Below are 23,642 nucleotides of genomic sequence, written 5' to 3' on the forward strand. Positions count from 1 at the left end.
GAGGTAACGTCGCAAGAGGATTCCGGGAGGTAGCGTGCAGCCATGAGTGAGAGATCGCCCGCGCCCGGGGGCCTGGAGCTCGTCCAGTCCCTGGTCAACACGCTGGACATCGACTCGGGCGCGGACTCGCTGGACACGGCCGAGGGGCGGGCGTGCTTCGGGCTGGCCGAGGAGGACATATCGGACGCACGGGAGTTGCGGGAGTCCCTGCGCGTGGCCCTCCTCGCCCACGCGGGACATCCGCCGCACCGTGCGGCGACGCCGCTCGGCGAGCTGCTGGCGGCGGGTCCGCTGGTCGTCACGGTCGATGCGGCCGACGGCTCCGCCGGTCTGGCCGCCACGGACGAGGGCTCGCTGCTGTCCCGGGTGGCGGTGGTGATTGCCCGGGCCCTCGGAGACGGGACCTGGGCGCGGCTGAAGGCGTGCGAGGCGGTCGACTGTCACTGGGCGTACTACGACCGCAGCCCGGCGGGGCGTGGGCGGTGGTGCTCGATGCAGGTGTGCGGGGCGCGGGCGAAGATGCGGAGGTATCGGGCGAAGTAAGCCCTTTCTCGACGGGGTTGAGCGACCGCTCGGCGCCGGGTGGTCCGGGTGGGGCAGAATGCGACAAGACGCCGTTTCGGCCGACTGAGCCTCGGCCGAAACGGCGTCGTTCTGTCTCGGGCGGCGGGTTCATTGCGGCGCGGGGAGTGAGGGCGTTGCGGCGCCGTGGCTGGACCTTGCGGCGAGGTGGATCAGGACCTTCCGGTCCTGTGGCGCCGGTCCGTGCGGCCCGTGGCGCAGATCGTCCGGCCCGGTGACTCTGGGCCTTCCGGCCTTCCGGCCCCGTGACTCGGGATCGTCCGCTGTGGTTGACGGCGCCCTGGCCCTCAAGGTGTCCGGCCCCGTGTCCAACGGCACTCCGGCCCTGTGCCTCGGAGAGGTTCGGTCCCCGTGCGTCCCCGCGGCCCGGTCCGTCGGCCGGGTGTCCCTCGGCCTAGGCCGTCGGCCGCCCCATCGCCCGGTAGCTCCAGCCGGCCTTCCGCCACACCTCCGGGTCGAGCGCATTGCGCCCGTCCAGGATGACCCGCGCCGCAGCGGCCTCGCCGAGCGTCGCCGGGTCCAGCTCGCGGAACTCCCGCCACTCCGTCAGGTGCAGTACGACGTCCGCGCCGCGCACCGCGTCGATCGCGGTGTCGGCGTAGCCGAGCGTCGGGAAGAGGCGGCGGGCGTTGTCCATGCCCTTGGGGTCGTACACCGTGACCTGGCCGCCCTGGAGGTGGATCTGCCCGGCGACGTTGAGGGCGGGGGAGTCGCGGACGTCGTCCGAGTCGGGCTTGAAGGTGGCGCCGAGCACGGCGACCCGCTTGCCCAGGAAGGGACCGCCGCCCAGCGCCTGCCGGGCGAGCTCGACCATCTGCCCGCGCTGGCGCATGTTGATCGAGTCGATCTCGCGCAGGAAGGTCAGCGCCTGGTCGGCGCCCAGCTCACCGGCGCGGGCCATGAAGGCGCGGATGTCCTTGGGCAGGCAGCCGCCGCCGAACCCGATGCCGGCCCGCAGGAACTTCTTGCCGATCCGGTCGTCGTGGCCGATGGCCTCCGCGAGCTTGGCCACATCACCGTCGGCCGCCTCGCACACCTCCGCCATCGCGTTGATGAAGGAGATCTTGGTGGCGAGGAAGGAGTTGGCGGAGGTCTTCACCAGCTCGGCGGTGGGGAAGTCGGTGACGACGAAGGGGGAGCCGTCCGCGATCGGCGTCGCGTACACCTCGCGCAGCAGCTTCTCGGCCCGCTCGCTGCGCACGCCGACCACGATCCGGTCCGGGTGCAGGGTGTCCTGGACGGCGAAGCCCTCGCGCAGGAACTCGGGGTTCCAGGCGAGCTCGACCTCGCCGCCGCCGGGGGCGAGCTCCAGGATGCGGGCCGCGAGCCGGTCCGCGCTGCCGACCGGCACGGTCGACTTGCCGACGACGAGGCTGGGCCCCCGCAAGTGCTTGGCGAGCGACTCGACGGCCGCGTCCACATAGCTCATGTCACAGGCGTACTCGCCGTGCTTCTGCGGGGTGTTCACACAGACGAAGTGCACATCGCCGAACTCGGCGACCTCCGCCCAGTCCATCGTGAAGCGCAGCCGCCCGGTGGAGCCCTCGATACCGGCCACGTGCTTGCGCAGCAGCTCCTCCAGGCCCGGTTCGAACATCGGGACCCGGCCCTCGCCGAGCATCTCGATCTTCTCGGGCACCACATCGAGCCCCAGCACCTCGAAGCCGAGCTCGGCCATGGCCGCGGCGTGGGTCGCGCCGAGGTAACCGGTGCCGATCACGGTGATCTTGAGGGCCATGGGGACTCCAGAAAGAAGGACGGGGACATGCGGGCCCGAGCATAGTCGGAGCGCCTGACGGGCAGTTTCCCCGCTGTCGCCAAGCTCACGTATCACTCCCGTGGGCCGCCCCCTAAAATTTGAGTTACTTAACGGTAATTAGCGCCAGCTTCGCACTGACCACACAGCGTCCTTGGAGCGTGAGAGACCTTGGCCGGATCGGCTGACTTCGACCTGTACCGCCCGTCGGAGGAGCACGACATGCTCCGTGACGCCATCCGCTCGCTGGCCGAGGCGAAGATCGCGCCGTACGCCGCCGCCGTGGACGAGGAGGCCCGCTTCCCGCAGGAGGCGCTGGACGCGCTGGTGGCGGGCGACCTGCACGCCATCCACGTGCCGGAGGAGTACGGCGGCGCGGGCGCGGACGCCCTTGCCACGGTGATCGTCATCGAGGAGGTGTCCCGCGTCTGCGCGAGCTCCTCCCTCATCCCCGCGGTGAACAAGCTGGGCTCGCTCCCGGTGATCCTCTCCGGCTCCGAGGACCTGAAGAAGCGGTACATGACCCCGCTCGCCAAGGGCGACGGCATGTTCTCGTACTGCCTCTCCGAGCCCGACGCCGGCTCCGACGCGGCCGGCATGAAGACGAAGGCGGTCCGCGACGGCGACCACTACGTGCTGAACGGTGTGAAGCGCTGGATCACCAACGCCGGCGTCTCCGAGTACTACACGGTGATGGCGGTCACCGACCCGACGAAGCGCTCCAAGGGCATCAGCGCCTTCGTCGTCGAGAAGTCCGACGAGGGCGTCTCCTTCGGCGCCCCCGAGAAGAAGCTCGGCATCAAGGGCTCCCCGACCCGCGAGGTCTACCTGGACAACGTTCGCATACCGGCGGACCGCATGATCGGCGAGGAGGGCACCGGCTTCGCCACCGCGATGAAGACGCTGGACCACACCCGCATCACGATCGCCGCGCAGGCCCTCGGTATCGCCCAGGGCGCCCTCGACTACGCCAAGGGCTATGTCCAGGAGCGCAAGCAGTTCGGCAAGCCGATCGCCGACTTCCAGGGCATCCAGTTCATGCTCGCCGACATGGCCATGAAGATCTCGGCCGCCCGCGCCCTGACCTACCAGGCCGCCGCCGCCTCCGAGCGCGGTGACGCCGACCTGACCTACCTGGGCGCCGCCGCCAAGTGCTTCGCCTCGGACGCGGCGATGGAGGTCACCACGGACGCCGTCCAGCTCCTCGGCGGTTACGGCTACACCCGTGACTACCCCGTCGAGCGCATGATGCGCGACGCCAAGATCACGCAGATTTATGAGGGCACGAACCAGGTCCAGCGCATCGTCATGGCGCGCAACCTGCCGTAACCCCACGGGATTTGATGGTGAAGGGTGCCCGGATCTCCGGGCGCCCTTCACTCATTTGGACCTGTTTCACCGTCTTGCGGCGGAACACTGGCAACCGTGCCCTGTGTGGCATCTGGTGGGAATTGTTCACGTCCGCCCGATGGCGCGGCGCGGCGGGCGGGCGTAGGACGGAAGGGCACGGGGCCCGCCCCCGGGCTCCCGCACCCCCCAGGAGGAGCCATGACCCAGCCCCAGACGATGCCCGCGATGAGCAAGGAGATGCAGGACTGCGTCGACGCGTGCCTGAACTGCCACAGCATCTGCGAGGAGACCATGAGCTCCTGCATGCAGATGGGCGGCCAGGCTCAGATGCAGATCATGCGGGCGCTCATGGACTGCGCCGAGACGACCCGTATGTGCGCGGACATGATGATGCGCCGCTCGCCCATGTCGGCCGAGATGTGCGCGATGTGCGCCAAGGCCTGCGAGATGTGCGCGGAGGCGTGTATGTCCATGCCGGACGATCCCCAGATGATGCGCTGTGCGGAGGCGTGTCGCCGCTGTGCCACGACCTGCCGCGCGATGGCGGGCGCCACGATGTGACGACCGTCTGACAACAGTCGAGGGCACCCCGCCGGGGTGCCCTCGACTGCTGCCGTTCGGTGCCTCAGTTGCCCGAGACGGTGACCTTCTCGTCGTTCTTCAGCTGCTCCACCAGCGTCTTCACCTTGGCGGTGTCCCACTGGAGGTTGCCGTTCGCGGAGTTGCCCGAGATCGGCATGTTCATGGACTTGCCGTCACCGCCGCTGACGCCCTTCATCGCCCAGAACATGGACGCCAGGTCCCACAGGCCCATGTCCTTGTCGACGATCAGGGTGTCCAGGCCGGCGCCCATCGTCGGGTACAGCTTGAAGGGGTTCAGGACGGTGCTCGGGGTCGCGACCTGGTTGGCCAGCGCCGAGAGGAACTTCTGCTGGTTCTTCGTACGGTCCAGGTCGGAGCCGGCCAGCGCGTACCGGGTGCGGACGAAGGCGAGCGCGTCCTGGCCGTTCAGGGTCTGCTTGCCCTTCCTGAAGTCCGCGCCGGACTTGGAGTCCTTGATGTCCTGCGGGATGTCGATCTCGACGCCGCCGACGGCGTCCACGATGTTGGCGAAGCCCGCGAAGCCGATCTCGACGTAGTGGTCGATGCGCAGACCGGTGTTGGACTCGACGGTACGGACCAGCAGTTCGGGACCGTCCTCCGCGTACGCCGCGTTCAGCTTCACCTGGCGGCCGGTGCCCTGGTAGACCTTCCCGGAGTCCGAGCCCTTGAACGACGGGATCGTGACGTTCGAGTCGCGGGGGAGCGAGATCAGGGTGTCGCCGTTGCTGCCGACATGCAGGATCATCATCGAGTCCGTGCGCTTGCCGTCGGCGGACCCGGTGTGCAGGTCCTTCTTCTGGTCGTCGGACAGTCCCTCACGGCTGTCGGAGCCCACGATGAGGTAGTTCGTGCCCTCGCCCGCCTCCGGCCGGTCGATGACCATGGACAGGTCGACCTCGCGGTTGAGCTTGGAGTCGGCCCAGAAGTAGGTCGCGACGGACGTCACCACCAGCACCGTCACCAGCGTGATGGTCGTCACCTTGATACGACGCCGCCAGTTCGGCGCCGGACGCGGCTCGCGCATCCCGCCGCCGTCGCGGCCACCCCCGCCACCGCCGTACACCTGGCCGGTGTTGTAACCGCTGTCGTACCCGTCGTCGCCGTAGCCGCCGTGGCCCTGGCCGTTCACGTACGACGGCTGCTGCGGGACCCCGCCGTAGCCCTGGCCGGGGGGCGCCGCCTGGCCGCGGCGGACCTGCCGCATCACGCGCGCGCTCTCCGGCTGCGGGCTCGCGCTGCCGCGTCCGTAGCGGTGGCCGCGGTTGTCGTCGGGTGCCTGGGGCCAGTCATTCATGCGCCCCAGTGTGCAGGGCATGGCCAGGTCACTTACAAGGTTCGGCGGAAAATAGAGGCACGGCTGTTGCGAACCCAACACAAAGTCCGCGAATGTCGACGCGGCATAAGGTGGAGGCCATGACAGACCAGGTCACCGCCGCAGAGTCGGGCACTCCGGAGATCCCGGGCAAGCCGACCTCCGCATCCCGCACCACGCTCAGCCACATCATGACCCACAACGACACCAACCTCCTGGGCACGGTGCACGGCGGTGTGATCATGAAACTCGTCGACGACGCCGCGGGCGCGGTGGCCGGCCGGCACAGTGGCGGCCCCGCCGTCACCGCGTCCATGGACGAGATGGTCTTCCTGGAGCCGGTCCGCGTCGGCGACCTCGTCCATGTGAAGGCCCAGGTCAACTGGACCGGCCGGACCTCGATGGAGGTCGGCGTACGAGTCCTTGCCGAACGCTGGAACGAGTCCGCGCCGCCCACCCAGGTCGGCTCGGCCTACCTGGTCTTCGCCGGGGTCGACGCCGACGGCAAGCCACGCCGCGTCCCCCCGGTACTCCCGGAAACCGAACGCGACAAGCGCCGCAACCAGGAGGCCCAGATCCGCCGCACCCACCGTCTGGCCCGCAGACGAGCCATCAAGGAACTCCGCGAGAAGAGGGCGGCGGAGGGGTACGAGGACTGAGACGGTTGCCGAAGGCGGGCGGCGCTGCGGGTGCCGGCTGCTGTGGGTTGCCGTCAGGGCGGGGCCCGGCTAGGAGCACCCCGCCTCATCGCCCCGTACCACCGTCGCCTGGCCCTGGGTCGGGTCCTCGGCGCGTACTTTGCGTACCTTTCTGAAGTCCGTCCCGGCGATCACCTTCAGAGTGGGGCCCAGCCCCTTCACCGGGCGCAGTTCGCTTCCCGGGAGTGCGGCTGCCAAGGACTTCGCCGAGCGGTCCCAGCCGGGGTCGTGGGCGACGACCGTGCGCTTCACGGAGCGGTCCGCCGCGGCCACCGGGCGGCCCGTCGTGCGGAACCCCGCCGTCGCGAGCGCAGCGTCCACGCGCTTGCCGAGGTCGGCCGTCGCCGTGCCGTTCTCCACCTGGACGCGGATCTGCTGCGGGGCGACCTCCACCGGGACGGCCCGCCTCTTCGGCCGTTGCGCGGCCAGCGGCTTGTCCTCGCGCAGGGCCCGGAAGAGACGTTCGGCCTGTGAGGTGTTCCACTTCACCGTGGAGCCGAGGCCCTTCACCTCGTACGCCAGCTGCCCGATCGGCACGGTCGTGAACTCCGACGACGACGGCGAGAAGTTCCGCATCGCCCGCCCGAGGTCGAGCAGTTCACCCGTGCCGAACCCCTTGTCGGCCCGCACCGACCCCAGCACCGCCCGCGTCACGTCCCGGAACCGCATCGGGTTCAGCAGGATCCCGGACGACGTCGCCCGCTCGATCAGCGCCGCCATGAACCGCTGCTGACGGTGCACCCGGCCCAGGTCGGAGTCGCTGTCGACGTGCCGCGCGCGGACGTACTGCAACGCCTCCCCGCCCATCAGCCGATGCGTGCCGGCCGGCAGGTCCAGCCCGGTGTAGGAGTCCTTCAGCGGCTCGGCGGTGCAGATCCGCACACCGCCGACCACGTCCACCGTCTTCATGAAGCTGGTGAAGTCGACCTCCAGATAGTGGTCGATCTTCACATGGGTCATGTGCTCGACCGTGCGCACGGTGAGGTTCGGCCCGCCCTCCGCGTACGCCGCGTTGATCTTGATGGGATGGGCCTTGCGCCCCTCGCCCGCGGGCACCTCGGCGTACGAGTCGCGCGGCAGGCTCACCACGCTCGCCCGCTCCCGGTCCGCCGAGATGTGCACGATCATGATCGTGTCGGTGCAGTGACAGGGGGCGCCGCCGAGCCGGTACCTGCGCCGCTCCTCGTCGCTGATGCGGTCGCGGCCGTCCGTGCCGACGAGCAGGACGTTCATCCCGTTCCCGGCCTGAGGCCGGTTCTTCATGTCCTTGAACGGGTCCACCCGCGCGATCTTCGCGTCCAGGCTGGTGACCACCGCGTGCCCGATCCCGGCGGACGCGAGGACCACGACGGACAGCGTGGTCACCGCCCGCATGGCCCACCGGGGCCGCCTCCGCCGTACGGGCGCGACCCGCCGCGCCCCGCCACGGGGCGGCTGCGGGCTGCGCTGCGACGGGGCGGAAGAGCGGCGGGGCGGCGTGGGCATGGGGGGATACCTCCGCTGGGGTTGCCCTGGGGGCCGTACGTGGGATCCGTGAGCACCGTAGGCCCATACGATCTGCTGCCCGGAGCACCGGCCCCGGCGGGGCGCACCCGTGTCCCCCGTTCGCGGTAACGTGAGCCCCCTATGAACGCCAATCCCGACGTGCAGCTCCCCGCCGTGTCCGTGATCATGCCCGTCCTCGACGAGGAGCGGCATCTGCGCGGAGCAGTCCAAGCGATCCTCGCGCAGGAGTACGCCGGCGAGATGGAGGTCGTGATCGCCCTCGGTCCGTCCACGGACCGCACGGACGAGATCGCCGCCGAGCTCGTGGCCGAGACGGCAGCTTCGGACAACAAGCGCGTACACACCGTCCCGAACCCGACCGGCCGCACCCCCGCCGCCCTCAACGCCGCGATCAAGGCCTCGCGCCACCCGATCGTCGTCCGCGTCGACGGCCACGGCATGCTCTCGCCGAACTACATCACCACTGCCGTACGGCTCCTGGAGGAGACCGGCGCGCAGAACGTCGGCGGCATCATGCACGCCGAGGGCGAGAACGACTGGGAGCACGCCGTCGCCGCCGCGATGACCTCGAAGATCGGCGTCGGCAACGCCGCGTTCCACACCGGCGGCGAGGCCCAGCAGGCCGAGACCGTGTATCTCGGCGTCTTCCGGCGCGAGGCGCTGGAGCAACAGGGCGGCTACAACGAGGAGTTCATCCGCGCCCAGGACTGGGAGCTCAACTTCCGGATCCGGGAAGCGGGCGGGCTGATCTGGTTCTCGCCCGAGCTGAAGGTGTCGTACCGTCCGAGGCCGTCGGTGAAGGCCCTCGCCAAGCAGTACAAGGACTACGGCCGCTGGCGGCACGTCGTCGCCCGCTACCACGCCGGCTCCATCAACCTGCGCTACCTCGCCCCGCCGACGGCGGTGTGCGCGATCGCGGCGGGCCTCGTGCTGGGCGCCCTGGTCACTCCGTGGGCGCTGGTCGTCCCCGGCGGCTACCTCGCGGCCATCACCGCGGGCTCGCTCCCGGCCGGCAAGGGTCTCCCGCTGAAGGCACGCCTCCAGATCCCGGTCGCCCTCGCCACCATGCACATGTCCTGGGGCTACGGCTTCCTGACCAGCCCGCGGGCCCTGGCGAGGAAGGTCATCGCCTCCCGCCGCCCGGCCGTGCTCAGCGTCGACAGCGCCGGCTGAGCCCGCCGGGCGGGGCGCCCGTCACCACGTGAAGTCCGGGTCCACCTTCATGCAGGCCTTGGTGTCGGAGGCGTTCAGCGCCTCCGCCGTGTCCGGTGTCTTGTCGTCCTGCTTCGGGGCCTTGTACGCCGTCCCCTCCCGCCAGTCCGCGCCGACGACGAGGGTGACGCCCGAGACGTCCGTGGACCTCTCGACCGCGTCGGCGGGGATCCCGAGGGCCTTGGCGAGCCGCTGGGCGTCGCCCTCCAGGTCGGCGCTCGGGTAGCGGATGAGTGTGGTGTCCGCAATCGGCGTGGTCGAGGAGTCCGCAACGGCCTGCGTGAAGCCCTCGTCGACGAGCAACCCGGCGACGGTGGTCGCGCGGCCCTGGGCCGGGGCGAGGATGTCGGTGCGGGTGCCGTTCTGCACCTGCACGGCGATCTCGTCGTCCGCCGCGGCCGGATCGGTGGAGGTCTTCTCCTCGGTGGCCTTCTTCTTGTCCTTGCCGTCGAGAGCGATGTCCTCGCGCACCAGCCGGAACAGCTTGGTCGCGTCCTCGGTGGGCTCGACGCGCGAACCGACGTAGCGGTTGGGCATCGTCGTCATGGTGATGCGCGAGGTCGGCACCTTCTTGAGCTCGCCGGCCAGGTCGTAGAGCTTGGCCACCGTGCCCAGGCCCGGGTCGACGGTCAGCGCGTTGGTGGCCGCCTCGGCGAGGGCGCGCAGCTTGCCCGGGTTGCTCAGCTTGGCGTTCTTGCGCAGCTCGCGGACCATCGAGTTCATGTACTGGTGCTGCGCCTTGGCGCGGGCCAGGTCGCTGCCGTCCTCGAAGCCGTACCGGGTGCGCAGCCACTGCAGGGCCTGCTCGCCCTTGACGTACGTGGTGCCCTTCTCCAGCTTCAGCCCGGAGCCGTGTCCCTGGCTGTCCTTGGAGTGGATGTTGGCGTTCACACAGACGGGGACACCGCCGATGGCGTCCGCCATCGACACCACGCCCGAGAAGTCGATCATCATGAAGTGGTCGATGTGGATGTCGGTCAGCTTCTCCCACGTCGCCACCGTGCACCCCGGGCCGCCGCGGCCGAGCGACTGGTTCGTCATCGCGCGCTCGCGGGCCTGGTAGACGTCCCCGCTGTCCGGGTCCGTGCACTTCGGGATGTCCACCAGCGTGTCGCGGGGCATGCTGACCACCGACATGTTGGTGCGGTCGGCCGAGACGTGCAGCAGCATCTGGACGTCGGCGAGGGGCGTGCCGCCGAAGGTCTCCTTGGCGCCGCCGAGCTTCTGGTTCTCCTTGCTGTCCCGGGCGTCCGAGCCGATCAGCAGGATGTTCAGCGGCGTCTGACCGGCCGCGTTCGCCTCGGTCTCGGCAGCGCGGTCCTTGGCGTCGCCGATGTTGAGGTCGTCCTTCTTCAGGTTGCCGTTGAGGTGCTGGTAGTAGAGATACCCGGCACCCGCGGTGCCCAGTATCACCACCGCCAGAACCGTCGCCGACCAGCGCAGCACGCGCCGTTTGCGGGGTCTGCCGTCGCTCCCACGGCCGCCCCTGGAACCCCCGCCACCGTGCCGGCCGCCTTGGTCGGCCGGCGTGTCCTGGTCGGCCTGCGGCGTGAGGGACATGGTGTCCTCCACGGCGGTGGCCGCCCCACGCACACTGCTCTGCGCCAACTGTCTGCCCTTCCCCACCCTTTGCCCGACACGGCTCCGCCCCGCGCCGGACCTCCCTGTCCGGTGTGGAGCGAACCATGTCGGACCACCCTGTCCGACGTCGGTTCGCAACCTGTCAGACCCCTGTGGTCCCGAGCCCGGTTGGCCACGTGTCGGCAAAATCCACGCTCGGCACGGCCGCGTGGAGTGTCGGGCCAACGTCGCCTGACACAACCACGTCTTGTGTCAGACCAACGAGAGTCGGCCACAGTTGCGTTCCCCGCCCGAGTTTGCGTACTGGAGTTTCCGTACCCGCAGATTCCGTACCCGGAAATTGCGTGCCGCGGTGCCGTACCGCAGATGCGGGGGCCATGGATGCCCTGCCGGGGGCTTCCGAGCGGAACGGGCCCGCCGCACGCCAACAGACGGTCGGACGGGCCCGTTGAGTGACTACTTCGCGCACTCCACCTTGTCGGCCGTGGACTTCTCCACATCGGGTGCCTTGCTCGGAGCCGTGAGCGATACGCCGGCACCCTTGAAGTCCTTGCCCAGCGTCAGCGTCATCGTGGGCAGGCCCTGGGAGTTGGTCACGCTCTTGCCGGGCTTCAACGCGGACCCGGAAAGCCCCATGAGCGCGGCGAGGGAACGTGCCTGGTCCGCCTGGTCCGGCGCGTACTCCAGCGTCGTCTTCGACAGCGACTCCGGGGCGTTGCCCGCGTTCTCGGACTTCTCCACGCCCTCCTCGGTCTGCAGCCAGGTGAGGGTCTCCTGGGCGCTGCCCGCGGGGGCCCCGCCGTTGTAGACCTGCACCCGCACATCTGCGGGGTCGGCCTTGGTGCCCTTGAGCCGGGCGGCCACGGCGGCGGCTTCCTTCTTCTTCTGCTCCTTGACCGCGGTGAAGGAGACGTCGTTCTGGATCGCCTGGAAGACCTGGGGAGCCGTGGTCGGGTTGGGGACGACCGTCGCCCGGACCTTCTCCGTCGGGTTGTCTATCACCGGAACCGTCGTGAAGGTCAGGTTCTTGGTGTTGAGCTTGCCGAGCTCAAGGCCGAGGTCCTTCAGCTTGTCGATGGTGTCGAGCGCCGAGTCGACAGTGAGCGCCTTGGTGCCCGCTTCGGCCAGCTTGATCATCTTCGACGGGCTGGTGAGGGTGTCGTTCGACTTCAGCTTGCGCATCAGCGCGCTGAGGAACTGCTGCTGGAGGCCGATCCGGCTCAGGTCGCCGCCGGTGCCGACGGCATGCCGGGTGCGGACGAAGGCCAGCGCCTGCTCGCCCTCGATCACATGCTCGCCCTTGGGGAGGTCGAGCTTGGAGTCGGGGTCGTTGATGTCCTTGGCGAGGCACACCTCGACGCCGCCGACCGCCGACGTCAGCGTCTTCACGGCGTTGAAGTCGGCCACCATGAAGTTGTCCGCCTGGATTCCGGTCAGCTCGGTGACCGTCCGCACGGTGCAGCTGGGCGTGCGGCCCTCCTGGCCGAGGCTGGTGTTGAACCGGACACCGGTCTCGCCCGCGATGACCTTCGAGGAGCCGTCCTCCTGAGTGGTCGGGCAGTCCGGGATGTCGACGATCAGGTCACGCGGGATGCTCAGCGCGGTCGCGTTCGAGCGGTCCTTGGAGACGTGCAGCAGGATCGTGGTGTCGGCGTGCCCGGCACTGCCGGAGTCGCCGTACTTGTCGTTGCCCGCGCCCGTGCGCTTGTCCGTGCCGATGAGCAGGATGTTGATGGCCTTGTCCTTCGAGAAGCCACCGGTGCTCGCGCCGTCGTCGGAGACGGACTGGATGTTGTCGTTGAGGTGCTCGATGTAGAGATACGCGCCCGCGGCGGCGGCCACCACCACGAAGGCGGTGATTCCGCCGGTCCAGAGCAGGGCCCGCTTCGCCTTGTTCTTCTTGACCGGCCGCCGGCCACGCCGGCCCGGCGGCTCCTCGGGTGCCCCCCTGCGCCTGCGCTGTGACGGGACCTCACGGCCCGGCGCGGGACGCGTCTCGCGGGCGGGGGCGGCGGTGCGACTGCGTACGGCACCTCCGGCGCCCGCGCCGCCACCCGCACCCGCGGCTGTCGCACTCCCGGCTGTCGTGCCCCCGGCGGTCTTGCCCCCGGCACGGGATGCCGCTCCTGCCCGGGAGGCAGATCTACGTGGTCCGGGTACCGACGACTGCGGTGCGGAAGGAGCCAGTCGCAGTTCGTATTCGCCGGTATTCGGATTGAGCACCCACTGGTCTGCGGGATCGATGTCGTCCGCCCGCCCACGGCCTTGCGCGTCCACGGTTGTCAGAATCCTCCGTCGGGGCCACGCGGCGCCTACCCCTCCAAGGCGCTCGGGTCTCGGTCAAACAGTGCGCAAGCCTAACTACGGCCGGGCGCACCGGATCGCTCACACTATCCGTCCAGTTCAGCGTCGAGCGACGACGGTGACAAATTCCACGTCCCTACAACTGGGCAATCCGGCTCATTTCTTTGAACTAAGGTTCGTCGACTTGGTGAGCGCTTTACCCGCAGGGGTTCTGGGCGGCGGTGTTGCCGCGGAAGGTGGGTGCCGGGGAGGCGTCGTCCGAGGGCTCGGACCCCTGGGACGTTTCGGGCGAATTCACGACTTCCACCGGGGCGTCGAGGCGCAGTCGCTCGAATAGTCGCTCGGCCTCGGGTTCCACGAGTTGGTCGCGATTGGCGTTGTAGATGTACGACTCCCTCGGGACCGTGAGGAATTGCACGCGTTCGGTGGGGATGTCGCGCACCTCGCGAGCGAGTTCGTACAAACCGCGCAAGCTGGCCAGGGCCGGGTCCGTGGTGAGGGAGGACGTGGCGGCGTCCAGCACCGGGTAGAGGCGGACCGGATTCAGCAGTACGTCGTTGCTCTGCACCTTGTGAACGAGCGCGGCGAGGAAGCGCTGCTGGCGGTCCATGCGGTCGGTGTCGCTGCCGTCGCCGAGGGTCTTGCGGGCGCGGACGTAACCGAGGGCCTGCTCGCCGTTGAGGGTGACCTTGCCGGCCGGGAGTCTCAGCTTGGCGGCCTTGTCGTTGATGGGCTTGCTGAGACAGATCTCCACGCCGTCGACGGCGTCGACCATCTCCTTGAAGCCGTGGAAGTCGACGACCACGTGGTGATCGACCCTGATGTCGGTCATCCGCTCCACGGTGCGGATGGTGCAGGCCGAACCACCCATCTGGAAGGCATAGTTGAACATCGCGAACATAGGCTCGCTGCGGGAGCCGTTGGACTTCCGGCAGCCGGGGACGTCGACCATCAGGTCGCGGGGTATCGAGACGGCGGTGGCGCTGCGGCGCTTGCCGGAGATGTGCAGCAGGATGGTGGTGTCGGAGCGCTCGGTGCCGGAGTCGCGTCCGTAGCGGCGGTTTCCCTGGCCCGCCCTCGAGTCCGACCCGATGAGCAGGATGTTCTGGGCGCCGCTGACGCCTGCGGTGGGCCGCTCTTTCTCGTACCGGGCGAGTTCCGCTGCGGCGGCCTCGTCGGGCGTGATGTTGGAGTCGAGCTTGGCGTAGACGGCCCACCCGGCCCCACCGGCGGCGATGACCACCAGCCCGACCCCAAGGGCTCCCCGCCGCACCCACCGCCGCACGGACCGCTTGTCCCTGCCCGCCTTACTGCCCGAGGCCCCGGGGCGCGCGCGTGCGGAGTCGGTCACGGCTGGGTCCACCCCTCAGTGCGTGGTGCGTGCGGTGTGGGCTGCTGTTACCACCGTGGCTTGGATGGGGGGTGGGGGGTGGGTGGTGGGGGGCTGAATGGGTGACGGTCGCCTCCGGCGGTTGGGCGGCGCGATGCCTGCGGCGGCCTGTGGCTGTTTCGGTGGGGGTGCGCGTAGCGCCTGCGGTGCAGCCCGTGCGGTGTTTGCGGTCGCGACCGTCCCTGGCCCCCGCCCACCCGCAGGGGGCTGCGCACCGTGGCGACGGTCCTTCCAGGCGCAGGCCAGGATCTTTCAGCCCGTGCGGTGTTCGAGGCCGCCACCGTCCCTGGCCCCCACCCACCCGCAGGGGCTGCGCACCGTCGCGACGGTTCTTTTCGGCGCCGGCCAGGGTTATTCAGCCCGTCCGGCGTTTGAGGACGAGGCCGTTCAGGCCGATGGGGGTCCAGGGGGCGGAGCCCCCTGGCGGGGTTGAAGGGGCGGAGCCCCTGGGGGTGGGACGGGTAGGGGCGGCGGGGGCGAGGAACCTCGGGGTCGGCGCGGCGCCGGAGGACGAGGCTCGCGGAATCGCCGAAGGCTACCGCGCTGTCGCCGTCACCCGTTCGGCCTCGATGCGCTTGGCAAGGCCATCCTCGCCCAGGGATTCGAGATGCCGGCACAGCACCACGGACCCCCCGGTCGCCAGCGCCGCGTACAGCCCGGCATTGAGCCCATCCCACGTGTCGTACGGAAGAGCGGAGAGAATCCGAGAGCCCGGCCCCGTAAGCCCCAGCCCCGTCGCCTCGGCCTGCGCCCGCTCCACGACCTCGGCCCCGCTGAACTCCCGCCCGGCCACGATCAACGCGGGATCCTCGGGATCAACCGGAGCGTACGGCGCGAAACGGTCACCCTGACTCGGCACCTCCACCGCGTAGTCGGCGAAGCCGGCCGGCGGCTGCGGAAAGCGGCCCCCCAGCGGCCGTAGCGCCAACGCGACCCGCTCCCCCCGGCATGCCCGCGCCGCCTCCAGCCCTTCCGGCCCGCTCACGACCACGTCGGCCGCCGCGGGATCCCCGCCCACGTCCGCGATCGCGCCGACCGACGAGCAGGCCAGCAGCCAGACGGCCGTCTGCCAGTGAGCGGGCAGCAGGAGGGTGACGCGGTCGCCCGGACCGGCGCCCAGGTCTCCCTGGAGCAGATTCGCGGTCTTGGCCACCCAATTGGCGAACGTGGCCACGGACAATTCGACGCGTTCCCCGGTGGCGTCGTCGTAGAAGGTCACCAGGGGACGGCTCGGATCCGCGGCCAGCGCGGAACGCAGCAGGTCGGCAGGGGTGCGATCGGTGGCATTCACCCGCGCAAGCGTACGCGGACACGTGCCCGCGCACCCCCCGCCGGGGCCGTCCGACCGCCACCGGTTCGGACGAGTCGCATGCCGACGCCCCGTCAGCTCCCCAATGGACAGGTTTGTCTGACTATGTCCAACATCATTGGTATGCGTGGATTCCTTGCTTCCTCAATCGGTGTCACGTGCGCGGCCGCTCTGGCCCTCCCGCTCACCCCACCTGCCGTCGCGGCGACCGCGAGACCGGCGCTCGGAGCGGAAGTCGCCACGAGCGCAGGGCCGGTGGCCGGGCCGGCGGTGCGTCAGCCGGGCGGCGAGTCGTACGTCCCCGGCAGCACCCAGTCGCTGCCCCTCGCCCCCCTCGACGGTGACCGAGCCAGCGGTACCCCCGCCGAACAGGGCCTGTCCCCCCGCGGCGTACGGCACTTCTCCCTCGTCGGCGTCATCTGGGACGACCCGGACGCCGAACTGCACGGCCGCGTCCAGGTCCGTACCCGCGCCGTCGGCACGGGCACCTGGTCCGGCTGGCAGGACATCGAGACCCACAACGCCGATCACGCGGCCGACCCCGGCACCGACGAACCCACCTCGGGCCGGGTCCGCGGCTCCACGGCGCCGTTGTGGGTCGGGGAGTCGGACGGCGTGGAGGTACGGGTCACTCCGGAGGACACCGGGCCCGCCGGGCCCACGCCGACCGGGGAACCCGAGACGGCCTCGGAGAAGCCCGAGGACGGTGTGCCGGGCAGTGGTGACGACACGACAGCCCGCCCGGAGGCCGCCTCGACGCTGCCCGACGGCCTCCGCCTCGAACTCGTCGACCCCGGCGACCCGGCCCCCGCGCAGGGCGGCGACACCGCCGGCGCCCCGCGTCCCGGAACGCTCAACCCCGAGACCCTCGAGACCGCCGAGTCCCTGGCCGCCTCCGCCGCCAACGCCGACCTCGCGCCCGTCGGCGCCGCCGAGATCGCCGAGCTCGGCCGGGCCGCCACCGAGCGGGAGCTGTTGGCGCTGCGCGGTGCCGAGTTGACGCAGAAGCAGCGGGCGAAGCCGTACATCGGCCCACGGCCGCGCATCGTCACGCGGCGCGGCTGGGGAGCGAACGAGAGCTGGCGGGAGCGGAGTTTCGTCTACACGAAGAAGGTGCAGGCGGCGTTCGTGCACCACACGGCCTCCGGCAGCAAGTATGCGTGCTCGCAGGTCCCCTCGCTCATTCGCGGTATCTACCGCTACCACGTGGTGAGCATGGGCTGGCGTGACGTCGGCTACAACTTCCTCGTCGACAAGTGCGGAAACATCTACGAGGGGCGTGCCGGGGGAGTGGCGAAGCCGGTCCTGGGTGCCCATACTCGCGGTTTCAACACCAACAGCATGGGGATCGCCGTCCTCGGCAGCTACGGCGTCACCAAGCCGACCGCCGCCTCGGTGAAGGCCGTGGCGCGGCTCACGGCCTGGAAACTGGGGCTCTACGGTGCCAATCCGCGCGGAAAGACATACCTGAAGTCCGGCGGTGGCAATCTCTACCGAAAGGGAAAGAACGTACGACTGAATGTGATCTCCGGCCACCGGGACGGCTTCTCCACGGAGTGCCCCGGCCGGCAGCTCTACAGCAAGCTCGGCTCCGCCCGCGCTTCGGCGGCCCGCTACCAGGGGCGCTGAGAGATCGCGGAGTTCAGGGGCACGGGATCGCATTCACCGCCGTCGGGGGCATGAGGCGGACTGCCGCACTGCCGCACTGGTCGTCGAGGGCGTCGCACAACGGTCTGCATACACTGGCCGGCCGAAAGACAGTTCGGCCGGTCCCGGCAGGAAGCAGAGACGACAGGTGACAGAAGCGATCCTCCTGGTCGGTGGCAAGGGCACTCGGCTGCGTCCGCTCACCGTGCACACGCCGAAGCCCATGGTCCCGGCGGCCGGGGTCCCGTTCCTCACGCACCAGTTGGCGAGAGCGAGAGCGGCCGGCGTCGAACACATCGTCCTGGCGACGTCGTACCTGGCCGAGGTCTTCGAGCCGTACTTCGGGGACGGCTCGGCGCTCGGCCTCCACCTGGAGTACGTGACGGAGGAGGAGCCCCTCGGCACGGGCGGCGCGATCCGCAACGTGGCCTCCCGGCTCCACTCCGCGCCCGACGACCCGGTGCTCATCTTCAACGGCGACATCCTGACGGGCCTGGACATCGGGGCCCTGGTGCGTACGCACGAGACGACGGGCGCCGACGTCTCCCTGCACCTCACACAGGTGACGGACCCGAGGGCGTACGGCCTGGTCCCGACGGACGACACGGGCCGGGTGACGGCGTTCCTGGAGAAGCCGCAGACTCCCGAGGAGATCGTCACCGACCAGATCAACGCGGGGGCGTACGTCTTCCGCCGCTCGGTCATCGACACGATCCCGGCGGGCCGCCCCGTCTCGGTCGAACGCGAGACGTTCCCCGACCTCCTCTCGGCCGGCGCACACCTCCAGGGCATGGTCGACTCGACGTACTGGCTCGACCTGGGCACCCCCGCGGCCTTCGTCCGCGGCTCGGCGGACCTCGTCCTGGGCCGCGCGCCATCCCCCGCGGTCCCCGGCCGCTGCGGCGACCGCCTGATCCTCCCCACGGCCAGCGTCGCCCCCGACGCCAAGCTGACCGGCGGCACGGTGGTGGGCGAGGGCGCCTTCGTGGCCGAGGGCGCGCGCGTCTTCGGCAGCACGATCCTCCCGGGCGCCGTCATCGAACCCGGCGCGATCATCACCGACTCCCTCATCGGCACCCGCGCCCGTGTAGGCCAGCGCTCGGTCCTCACCGGCACGGTCATCGGCGACGGCGCGGTGATCGGTGCCGACAATGAGCTGAGGGACGGGGTCCGGGTGTGGTGCGACGCTCGGATTCCGGCGGGGTCGGTACGTTTCTCGCCGGACCTGTAGACCCGGCGAAGCCTGACGGCCACTTATCGGCGCCGGTCCCGGCATTCCAGCCCGTCTGGGGGTACCACCTCTGGGGCAGTTTGAGGACGAGGCCCGTTCAGGGCCGACAGCGGGGGTCTGGGGGCGGCAGCCCCCAGGGCCCGGGGTCGAAGGGGCGGCAGCCCCTGGAGGACGGGAAGGGTAGGGGCGGCGGGGGCGAAAACCCGTCCCCGCAAACCACGGCGCAAGCCGGCCCCTACAACCGCCCGATGTCCCCCACCGGCATCCGCGGAGCCCGCCGCCCCGGCACCCGCCCGCTCAACAGAATCAACCGAGCCGCCCGATGCCGCTGCCCCGCGTACGGCTCCAACAACTCCAGCATCACGGAGTCATCCGCATCCCGATCCCCGGCAAGCGCAAACCCCACGATTCCCGGCAGATGCAGATCCCCCACGGTCACCGCATCCGCCGCCCCATGACTGCGCTGCACAACCTCCGAGGACGTCCACGGCCCGATCCCCGGCACGACCTCCAACCGAGCCTGCGCCTCAGCCGGAGCCATCCGCACGGCCTCCTCCAGTCGCGCAGCGACCCGCACGGCCCGCAGAATCGTCGACGCCCGCTTGTTGTCGACGCCGGCCCGATGCCACTCCCACGACGGGATCATCCGCCACGTCGCCGCGTCCGGCATGACACACATCCGCCCGGGCGCCGGCCCCGGCGCCGCCACCCCGTACTTCCGGACCAGCAACCGCCACGCCCGATACGCCTCGTCGGTGGTGACCTTCTGCTCCAGAATCGACGGAATCAACGACTCCAGCACCAGCCCGGTCCGCGTCAACCGCAGCCCCGGCCGCCGATGCCGAGCGAGCGCCACCAGCCGATGCCGCGGCACGAAGGCGGACGGATCGTCGGCGGCCCCGAGCAGCTCGGGCAACTGCTCCAGCAGCCACTCGGCCCCCGGCCCCCAGGCCTCGCCCCGCACCTCGGCACCCCGCACGCCGACCCGCAGGGTCCCGGGCCCGGCAGGGGTGAGACAGGCCCGCCACACCGACCCGTCCGGCATCGCCCGGAACGTCGGATCCCCGGGCCCGCGCCGCAGCGGCCCGAGCACCAGCCCGAGATCGAGCGGCCACTCCGGCACCCAGGTGCGCACCCGCCCGGGGGCCGGCGCCTGACGCGGTATCCCCGAGGGCACGGGGACATGCCCGCCGCGCACGGTCGTACGCGTGGACTGCGGAGTGAAGCGTCCTGCCACGAGTGAAGTCCTTGGGGAACCGGAGGGGGCTACGAGTGTCGGTAGGTACTACGTATGTCGGTATGCCGGTGTGGGGAGGCCCTACGAGCGTAGGCGCTGTACGGCGCGAATCACCGCACCGCGATGAAAGCCCCCGCATCCCGCTCCGCCCTTGGCCGCGGCTCCTCCGCCGCATGCCCCACCGCCACGGCCCCCATCGGATCCCAGTCATCCGGCAGCGCCAGCACGTCGCGCACCACATCCCGGCAGAACATCGTCGACGAGACCCACGCCGACCCCAGCCGCTCCCCGGCCAGCGCGACCAGGAAGTTCTGCACCCCGGCCCCGGTGGCGACGACGAACATCTCCCGCTCCGCACCGTCCCGCCGCGGGTCGCCGTAGGTGTGCGAACCGTCCATGACCAGACACGGCACCACGAGATACGGCGCGTTGCGCAGCACGTCCCCGCGTCGCACCCGCTTGGCGATGGACTCCTCGCTCTTGCCGTCGCGCCGCAGGTCGGCGACCCAGGCGTCCCGCATCGCGTCGAGCAGCCGCGTCCGCGACTCCTGCGACTCCAGCAGCACGAACCGCCACGGTGTGGTGTGGTGCGGCGCGGGTGCCGTGACCGCCGCCGCGACCGCTCTTCGTACGGCCCCGGCGTCGACCGGCTCGTCCGTGAAGGCCCGTACCGTACGGCGCTGGGTCACCGCCTCCCGCACCGCCTCCGACGTGCCCAGCCGGAACATGTCGTCACACGCGCCGCGCACCATGGCCCGCGCCCCCTCGCCGTGCTCCTCGGCCACCGTGTGCGCCAGCCCGCGCACCACGGCCACGGGCAGCCCGGCGGCCTTGCCCTTCACCAGGTCGCCGGCGGCGGCGAGTTCGTCGGCCGTCGCCACGACGGTCGCGCTGAGCGGATTGCCGTGCGCGTCCGTGCCACCGCGCAGATCGTCGAGTACGCGGATGCCCGCGGCACCGATCGCCACGTCGGTGAGCCCGGTGCGCCAGGGGCGGCCGAAGGTGTCGGTGACGACGACCCCGACGTCGACACCGAGGGCGTCCCGCAGTCCTTCCCGGATCGCCCGCGCGGACGCGTCGGGGTCCTCGGGCAGCAACAGCACGGTCCCGGCGGGGGTGTTGGAGGCGTCGACCCCGGCAGCGGCCATCACGAGCCCCTGCCGGTTCTCGACGATGCGCAGGGCGCCCCGGCGCGCCACGACCCGTACGGTCTCCGCGTCGATGGCGGCTTCCCGGTCGGTCGCCTCGACGATCCGTCCCTCGGCCTTGGACACGATCTTCGAGGTGACCAGGAGCACGTCGCCGTCGGCGAGACCGGGTTCGGCGGTGGCGATCAGCTTCGCGAGGTCGTCGCCCTGCTGGATCTCGGGCATCCCGGGGACGGCCCAGACGCGGTAGCCGTCGGCAGACACGTCGCTCAAACCGCTCGCACCTCCTCGGCCAGCGTCAGCGCCTCGCGGGCCATCTGCGTGGTCGCGTCGAGGTCGGTCATCATCAGCGGTACGGCCCGGCAGCGGATCCCGGCCGCCTCGACCTGCTCGACGGAGCCGGCGTCCACGGTGTCGACGAGCCATCCGTCCAGGAGTCCCGAGCCGTAGTGCTCGGCGACCGCCGAGGCCGTCGACTCGACGCCGACCGCCGCGAGCACCTTGTCGGCCATCCCGCGCACGGGGGCATCCCCGACGATGGGGGAGAGGCCCACGACCGGCACGCCGGCGTCGGCGATCGCCTCGCGGATGCCGGGCACGGCGAGGATCGTGCCGACCGAGACGACCGGGTTGGACGGCGGGAAGAGGATGACGTCCGCGTCGGCGATCGCCTCCAGGACACCGGGCGCCGGCTTGGCCTGTTCCGCGCCGACCGGCACGATCGCCTCCGCCGGCACCGAGGCCCGTAGCCGCACCCAGTACTCCTGGAAGTGGACGGCTCTGCGTTCGCCGTCCAGGTCGACCGCGACGTGCGTCTCGACGCGGTCGTCGGTCATGGGGATGAGCCGGACGCCCGGCTTCCAGCGGTCGCACAGCGCCTCTGTCACCGCGCTGAGCGGATATCCGGCGCCGATCATCTGCGTCCGCACGATGTGCGTGGCGAAGTCCCGGTCGCCGAGCCCGAACCACTCCGGCCCGACGCCGTACGCCGCGAGCTCCTCCTTGAGATGGAAGGTCTCGTCGGCCCGCCCCCAGCCCTGCTCCTCGTTGATGCCGCCGCCCAGCGTGTACATCACCGTGTCGAGGTCCGGGCAGACCTTCAGCCCGAAGAGGTGGATGTCGTCCCCGGTGTTGCCGATGACCGTGACGTCCGCGTCCGGCGCGGCCTGCTTCAGACCGCGCAGGAACCGGGCACCACCGATGCCGCCTGCCAGAACCACAATGCGCATGGGAGCAGTCTTGCAGGCGGGTACGACAACGCGTCAGGCAGTCACGGGACGCGGCGCGGTGCGCGCCTCGCAGGCTGTGGCGGCGTGCATCGGCATCTCCGTCAGGCCCGGGTAGTAGACGTGCAGGCTCACCGCCGGCTCCAGCGCGTCGTTCGCCACCTCGTGCGCGTATCCGGGCGCGAACACCCGCTGCGCGCCGGCCGCCAACGCGCGCGTGCCGCGCTCCGTGCGCTCGGTCAGGGTGCCTTCGAGGACGGTCAGCACACCGGAGGACCGGCCGTGGTCGTGCAGGCCGCTGCCCTGTCCGGGGACCCATGACAGCAGCCACACCTCGTAGCCGGGACCCGTGCTCAGCCGGTGGTACCAGCGCGTCGTCGCGTCGTACCGGACGAGGTGCTCCCACTGGGAGCGGTCGGCGGCGATGGAGCGGGCCAGCCCGACGAACTCGGCGACGGTGGCCGGGTGCTCGCGCGGTGTCTGGAGGAGGTGCGGGACTTCGAGGATGTCGCCGGCGATCTGGAGGTCGCTGTCGCTGTTCATGGGGTGCGGTGGTTCCTCAGTGAAGGAAGGTCAGAGGGAACGAGAGCCGAGAAGAGGGTGGCTCGGCCTACAGCTGGAGCAGGTGTGGCTCAACAGCTGGGACAGCAACAGCTACAGCGAGCGCGGGCAGCACCGTGGGACCCGGCGGTGCGGGTCGAGGTGAGTGCCGAGTTCGCGAGCATGCCCACAAGGACATCGGTTCGCACCTTCAGTGTCAACTCGACGCCCGTTATGTGGGACATGTTTCACCTCATCCGGTTCATCTCCGTGGCGAAAGGTTTGTTCATGGGGCGGCCGGGACACATGGCGCACAACCGGGCGCGCGGCGTCGTTGTGATCCTGTGATCCGACTGTGATCCGGTTCGCATCTGCGCGTGTGTGCAACGAGATCGAACTTCTGGGCGTCCTTTTCCGTACAGGCTCTGAGCGGGATGGGACGCCCTCCCGGGCCTCGTCTGCTTGTCAAGGTTTATGCCGATTTGAACACTTTCCGCTAGGCCTTGGTTCCGCAGAGTGAATAAGGGGCTCAATAGCAGATCTCGGCTTGACTCGCCCGGAGCAGCACACTTGTAATTTCACTCGTGTCGTTCAGCCGGAATCGGTAACGGCTACATCACGGGGACGCGAAAGACAGACGAGGGGCGCACATGACCGAGCTGGTGCAGCAACTGCTGGTCGACGACGCGGACGAGGAACTCGGCTGGCAGGAGCGCGCGCTGTGCGCCCAGACCGACCCCGAGTCCTTCTTCCCCGAGAAGGGCGGCTCCACCCGTGAGGCCAAGAAGGTCTGCCTCGCCTGTGAGGTCCGCTCCGAGTGCCTCGAATACGCCCTCGCCAATGACGAGCGCTTCGGCATCTGGGGCGGCCTGTCCGAGCGCGAGCGCCGCCGGCTGAAGAAGGCCGCCGTCTGAGCGTCGCCCCGGCCGCCCGACCGCCGGCCGTCGCACGTACACAACGCACGCACATACATCTCGAATACGTTTCGAACGGCCCGTCGCGGGTGGGTT

19 protein-coding genes are annotated in these 23,642 nt (G+C 70.3%); 8 read left to right on the forward strand and 11 right to left on the reverse strand.

Annotated elements, in window-relative coordinates:
* The first annotated feature begins 42 nt into the window (after positions 1–42).
* A complete protein-coding gene (locus tag OHT51_RS25315; RefSeq protein WP_328881213.1) occupies positions 43–543 on the forward strand; it encodes a CGNR zinc finger domain-containing protein in 501 nt (166 codons plus the stop codon).
* 433 nt (positions 544–976) lie between these two features.
* Here the strand turns inward: OHT51_RS25315 and OHT51_RS25320 are convergent, their stop codons facing one another.
* On the reverse strand, positions 977–2,320 hold the full coding sequence (locus OHT51_RS25320) for a UDP-glucose dehydrogenase family protein (protein ID WP_328881214.1): 1,344 nt from the start codon (positions 2,318–2,320) through the stop codon (positions 977–979).
* A gap of 189 nt (positions 2,321–2,509) precedes the next feature.
* Between OHT51_RS25320 and OHT51_RS25325 the strand changes: the two genes are divergently transcribed.
* Both OHT51_RS25325 and OHT51_RS25330 read left to right on the forward strand, forming a co-directional pair.
* Positions 2,510–3,667 (forward strand): acyl-CoA dehydrogenase family protein, encoded by a 1,158-nt coding sequence (locus tag OHT51_RS25325; protein WP_328881215.1) that lies wholly within the window; start codon positions 2,510–2,512, stop codon positions 3,665–3,667.
* A 219-nt stretch (positions 3,668–3,886) separates the two neighbouring features.
* Positions 3,887–4,249, forward strand: coding sequence for a four-helix bundle copper-binding protein (locus OHT51_RS25330; protein WP_328427218.1), 363 nt, complete (start codon positions 3,887–3,889; stop codon positions 4,247–4,249).
* Positions 4,250–4,313: 64 nt separating this feature from the next.
* On the opposite strand, the gene OHT51_RS25335 is transcribed toward OHT51_RS25330, so the two are convergent.
* Positions 4,314–5,585, reverse strand: coding sequence for an LCP family protein (locus tag OHT51_RS25335; protein ID WP_328881216.1), 1,272 nt, complete (start codon positions 5,583–5,585; stop codon positions 4,314–4,316).
* A 119-nt stretch (positions 5,586–5,704) separates the two neighbouring features.
* On the opposite strand from OHT51_RS25335, the gene OHT51_RS25340 reads away from it, so the two are divergent.
* On the forward strand, positions 5,705–6,262 hold the full coding sequence (locus OHT51_RS25340; RefSeq protein ID WP_328881217.1) for an acyl-CoA thioesterase: 558 nt from the start codon (positions 5,705–5,707) through the stop codon (positions 6,260–6,262).
* A gap of 69 nt (positions 6,263–6,331) precedes the next feature.
* Here the strand turns inward: OHT51_RS25340 and OHT51_RS25345 are convergent, their stop codons facing one another.
* On the reverse strand, positions 6,332–7,786 hold the full coding sequence (locus tag OHT51_RS25345; RefSeq protein WP_443052547.1) for an LCP family protein: 1,455 nt from the start codon (positions 7,784–7,786) through the stop codon (positions 6,332–6,334).
* A gap of 141 nt (positions 7,787–7,927) precedes the next feature.
* Here OHT51_RS25345 and OHT51_RS25350 point away from each other — a divergent pair, with 141 nt between their 5' ends.
* On the forward strand, positions 7,928–8,980 hold the full coding sequence (locus OHT51_RS25350) for a glycosyltransferase family 2 protein (RefSeq protein ID WP_328881218.1): 1,053 nt from the start codon (positions 7,928–7,930) through the stop codon (positions 8,978–8,980).
* Positions 8,981–9,001: 21 nt separating this feature from the next.
* On the opposite strand, the gene OHT51_RS25355 is transcribed toward OHT51_RS25350, so the two are convergent.
* From OHT51_RS25355 to OHT51_RS25370, 4 genes are all read right to left on the reverse strand, one after another.
* On the reverse strand, positions 9,002–10,579 hold the full coding sequence (locus OHT51_RS25355) for an LCP family protein (protein WP_328884426.1): 1,578 nt from the start codon (positions 10,577–10,579) through the stop codon (positions 9,002–9,004).
* A 477-nt stretch (positions 10,580–11,056) separates the two neighbouring features.
* Positions 11,057–12,877: an LCP family protein gene (locus OHT51_RS25360; RefSeq protein ID WP_328881219.1), complete on the reverse strand. Its 1,821-nt coding sequence runs from the start codon at positions 12,875–12,877 to the stop codon at positions 11,057–11,059.
* A gap of 223 nt (positions 12,878–13,100) precedes the next feature.
* Positions 13,101–14,255, reverse strand: coding sequence for an LCP family protein (locus OHT51_RS25365; protein WP_443052548.1), 1,155 nt, complete (start codon positions 14,253–14,255; stop codon positions 13,101–13,103).
* Positions 14,256–14,829: 574 nt separating this feature from the next.
* Positions 14,830–15,585 (reverse strand): TIGR03089 family protein, encoded by a 756-nt coding sequence (locus OHT51_RS25370; protein ID WP_328881220.1) that lies wholly within the window; start codon positions 15,583–15,585, stop codon positions 14,830–14,832.
* 141 nt (positions 15,586–15,726) lie between these two features.
* On the opposite strand from OHT51_RS25370, the gene OHT51_RS25375 reads away from it, so the two are divergent.
* Positions 15,727–17,232, forward strand: a complete 1,506-nt coding sequence (locus OHT51_RS25375; RefSeq protein ID WP_328881221.1) for an N-acetylmuramoyl-L-alanine amidase — start codon at positions 15,727–15,729, stop codon at positions 17,230–17,232.
* Between the two features lie 166 nt (positions 17,233–17,398).
* Positions 17,399–18,481 carry an NDP-sugar synthase gene (locus OHT51_RS25380; protein ID WP_328881222.1) on the forward strand — a complete coding sequence of 361 codons (1,083 nt, stop codon included), beginning with the start codon at positions 17,399–17,401 and terminating at the stop codon, positions 18,479–18,481.
* 235 nt (positions 18,482–18,716) lie between these two features.
* On the opposite strand, the gene OHT51_RS25385 is transcribed toward OHT51_RS25380, so the two are convergent.
* The 4 genes from OHT51_RS25385 to OHT51_RS25400 all read right to left on the reverse strand — a co-directional run bounded on the left by OHT51_RS25385 (position 18,717) and on the right by OHT51_RS25400 (position 22,635).
* Positions 18,717–19,718 carry a DNA-3-methyladenine glycosylase family protein gene (locus OHT51_RS25385; protein WP_328881223.1) on the reverse strand — a complete coding sequence of 334 codons (1,002 nt, stop codon included), beginning with the start codon at positions 19,716–19,718 and terminating at the stop codon, positions 18,717–18,719.
* 110 nt (positions 19,719–19,828) lie between these two features.
* The gene (locus OHT51_RS25390; RefSeq protein WP_443052730.1) at positions 19,829–21,130 is read right to left on the reverse strand and encodes a coenzyme F420-0:L-glutamate ligase; all 1,302 of its coding nucleotides are present in this window, start codon (positions 21,128–21,130) and stop codon (positions 19,829–19,831) included.
* A 5-nt stretch (positions 21,131–21,135) separates the two neighbouring features.
* Complete coding sequence (gene cofD, locus OHT51_RS25395) at positions 21,136–22,095, reverse strand: 2-phospho-L-lactate transferase (protein WP_328881225.1); 960 nt, start codon at positions 22,093–22,095, stop codon at positions 21,136–21,138.
* A gap of 33 nt (positions 22,096–22,128) precedes the next feature.
* Positions 22,129–22,635, reverse strand: a complete 507-nt coding sequence (locus tag OHT51_RS25400) for a cysteine dioxygenase (RefSeq protein ID WP_328881226.1) — start codon at positions 22,633–22,635, stop codon at positions 22,129–22,131.
* A gap of 647 nt (positions 22,636–23,282) precedes the next feature.
* Between OHT51_RS25400 and OHT51_RS25405 the strand changes: the two genes are divergently transcribed.
* The gene (locus OHT51_RS25405) at positions 23,283–23,546 is read left to right on the forward strand and encodes a WhiB family transcriptional regulator (RefSeq protein ID WP_003975777.1); all 264 of its coding nucleotides are present in this window, start codon (positions 23,283–23,285) and stop codon (positions 23,544–23,546) included.
* Positions 23,547–23,642: the final 96 nt, after the last annotated feature.

Origin of the sequence: Streptomyces sp. NBC_00299 (assembly GCF_036173045.1) — a bacterium.
GTDB classification, from domain to species: domain Bacteria; phylum Actinomycetota; class Actinomycetes; order Streptomycetales; family Streptomycetaceae; genus Streptomyces; species Streptomyces machairae.

Excerpts from the sequence above, each read along its gene's own strand:
- OHT51_RS25315 (WP_328881213.1), top strand. The coding sequence starts at position 43 with ATGAGTGAGAGATCGCCCGCGCCCGGGGGCCTGGAGCTCGTCCAGTCC.
- OHT51_RS25320 (WP_328881214.1), bottom strand. The coding sequence starts at position 2,320 with ATGGCCCTCAAGATCACCGTGATCGGCACCGGTTACCTCGGCGCGACC.
- OHT51_RS25330 (WP_328427218.1), top strand. The coding sequence starts at position 3,887 with ATGACCCAGCCCCAGACGATGCCCGCGATGAGCAAGGAGATGCAGGAC.
- OHT51_RS25335 (WP_328881216.1), bottom strand. The coding sequence starts at position 5,585 with ATGAATGACTGGCCCCAGGCACCCGACGACAACCGCGGCCACCGCTAC.
- OHT51_RS25340 (WP_328881217.1), top strand. The coding sequence starts at position 5,705 with ATGACAGACCAGGTCACCGCCGCAGAGTCGGGCACTCCGGAGATCCCG.
- OHT51_RS25345 (WP_443052547.1), bottom strand. The coding sequence starts at position 7,786 with ATGCCCACGCCGCCCCGCCGCTCTTCCGCCCCGTCGCAGCGCAGCCCG.
- OHT51_RS25350 (WP_328881218.1), top strand. The coding sequence starts at position 7,928 with ATGAACGCCAATCCCGACGTGCAGCTCCCCGCCGTGTCCGTGATCATG.
- OHT51_RS25355 (WP_328884426.1), bottom strand. The coding sequence starts at position 10,579 with ATGTCCCTCACGCCGCAGGCCGACCAGGACACGCCGGCCGACCAAGGC.
- OHT51_RS25375 (WP_328881221.1), top strand. The coding sequence starts at position 15,727 with ATGCGTGGATTCCTTGCTTCCTCAATCGGTGTCACGTGCGCGGCCGCT.
- cofD (WP_328881225.1), bottom strand. The coding sequence starts at position 22,095 with ATGCGCATTGTGGTTCTGGCAGGCGGCATCGGTGGTGCCCGGTTCCTG.
- OHT51_RS25400 (WP_328881226.1), bottom strand. The coding sequence starts at position 22,635 with ATGAACAGCGACAGCGACCTCCAGATCGCCGGCGACATCCTCGAAGTC.
- OHT51_RS25405 (WP_003975777.1), top strand. The coding sequence starts at position 23,283 with ATGACCGAGCTGGTGCAGCAACTGCTGGTCGACGACGCGGACGAGGAA.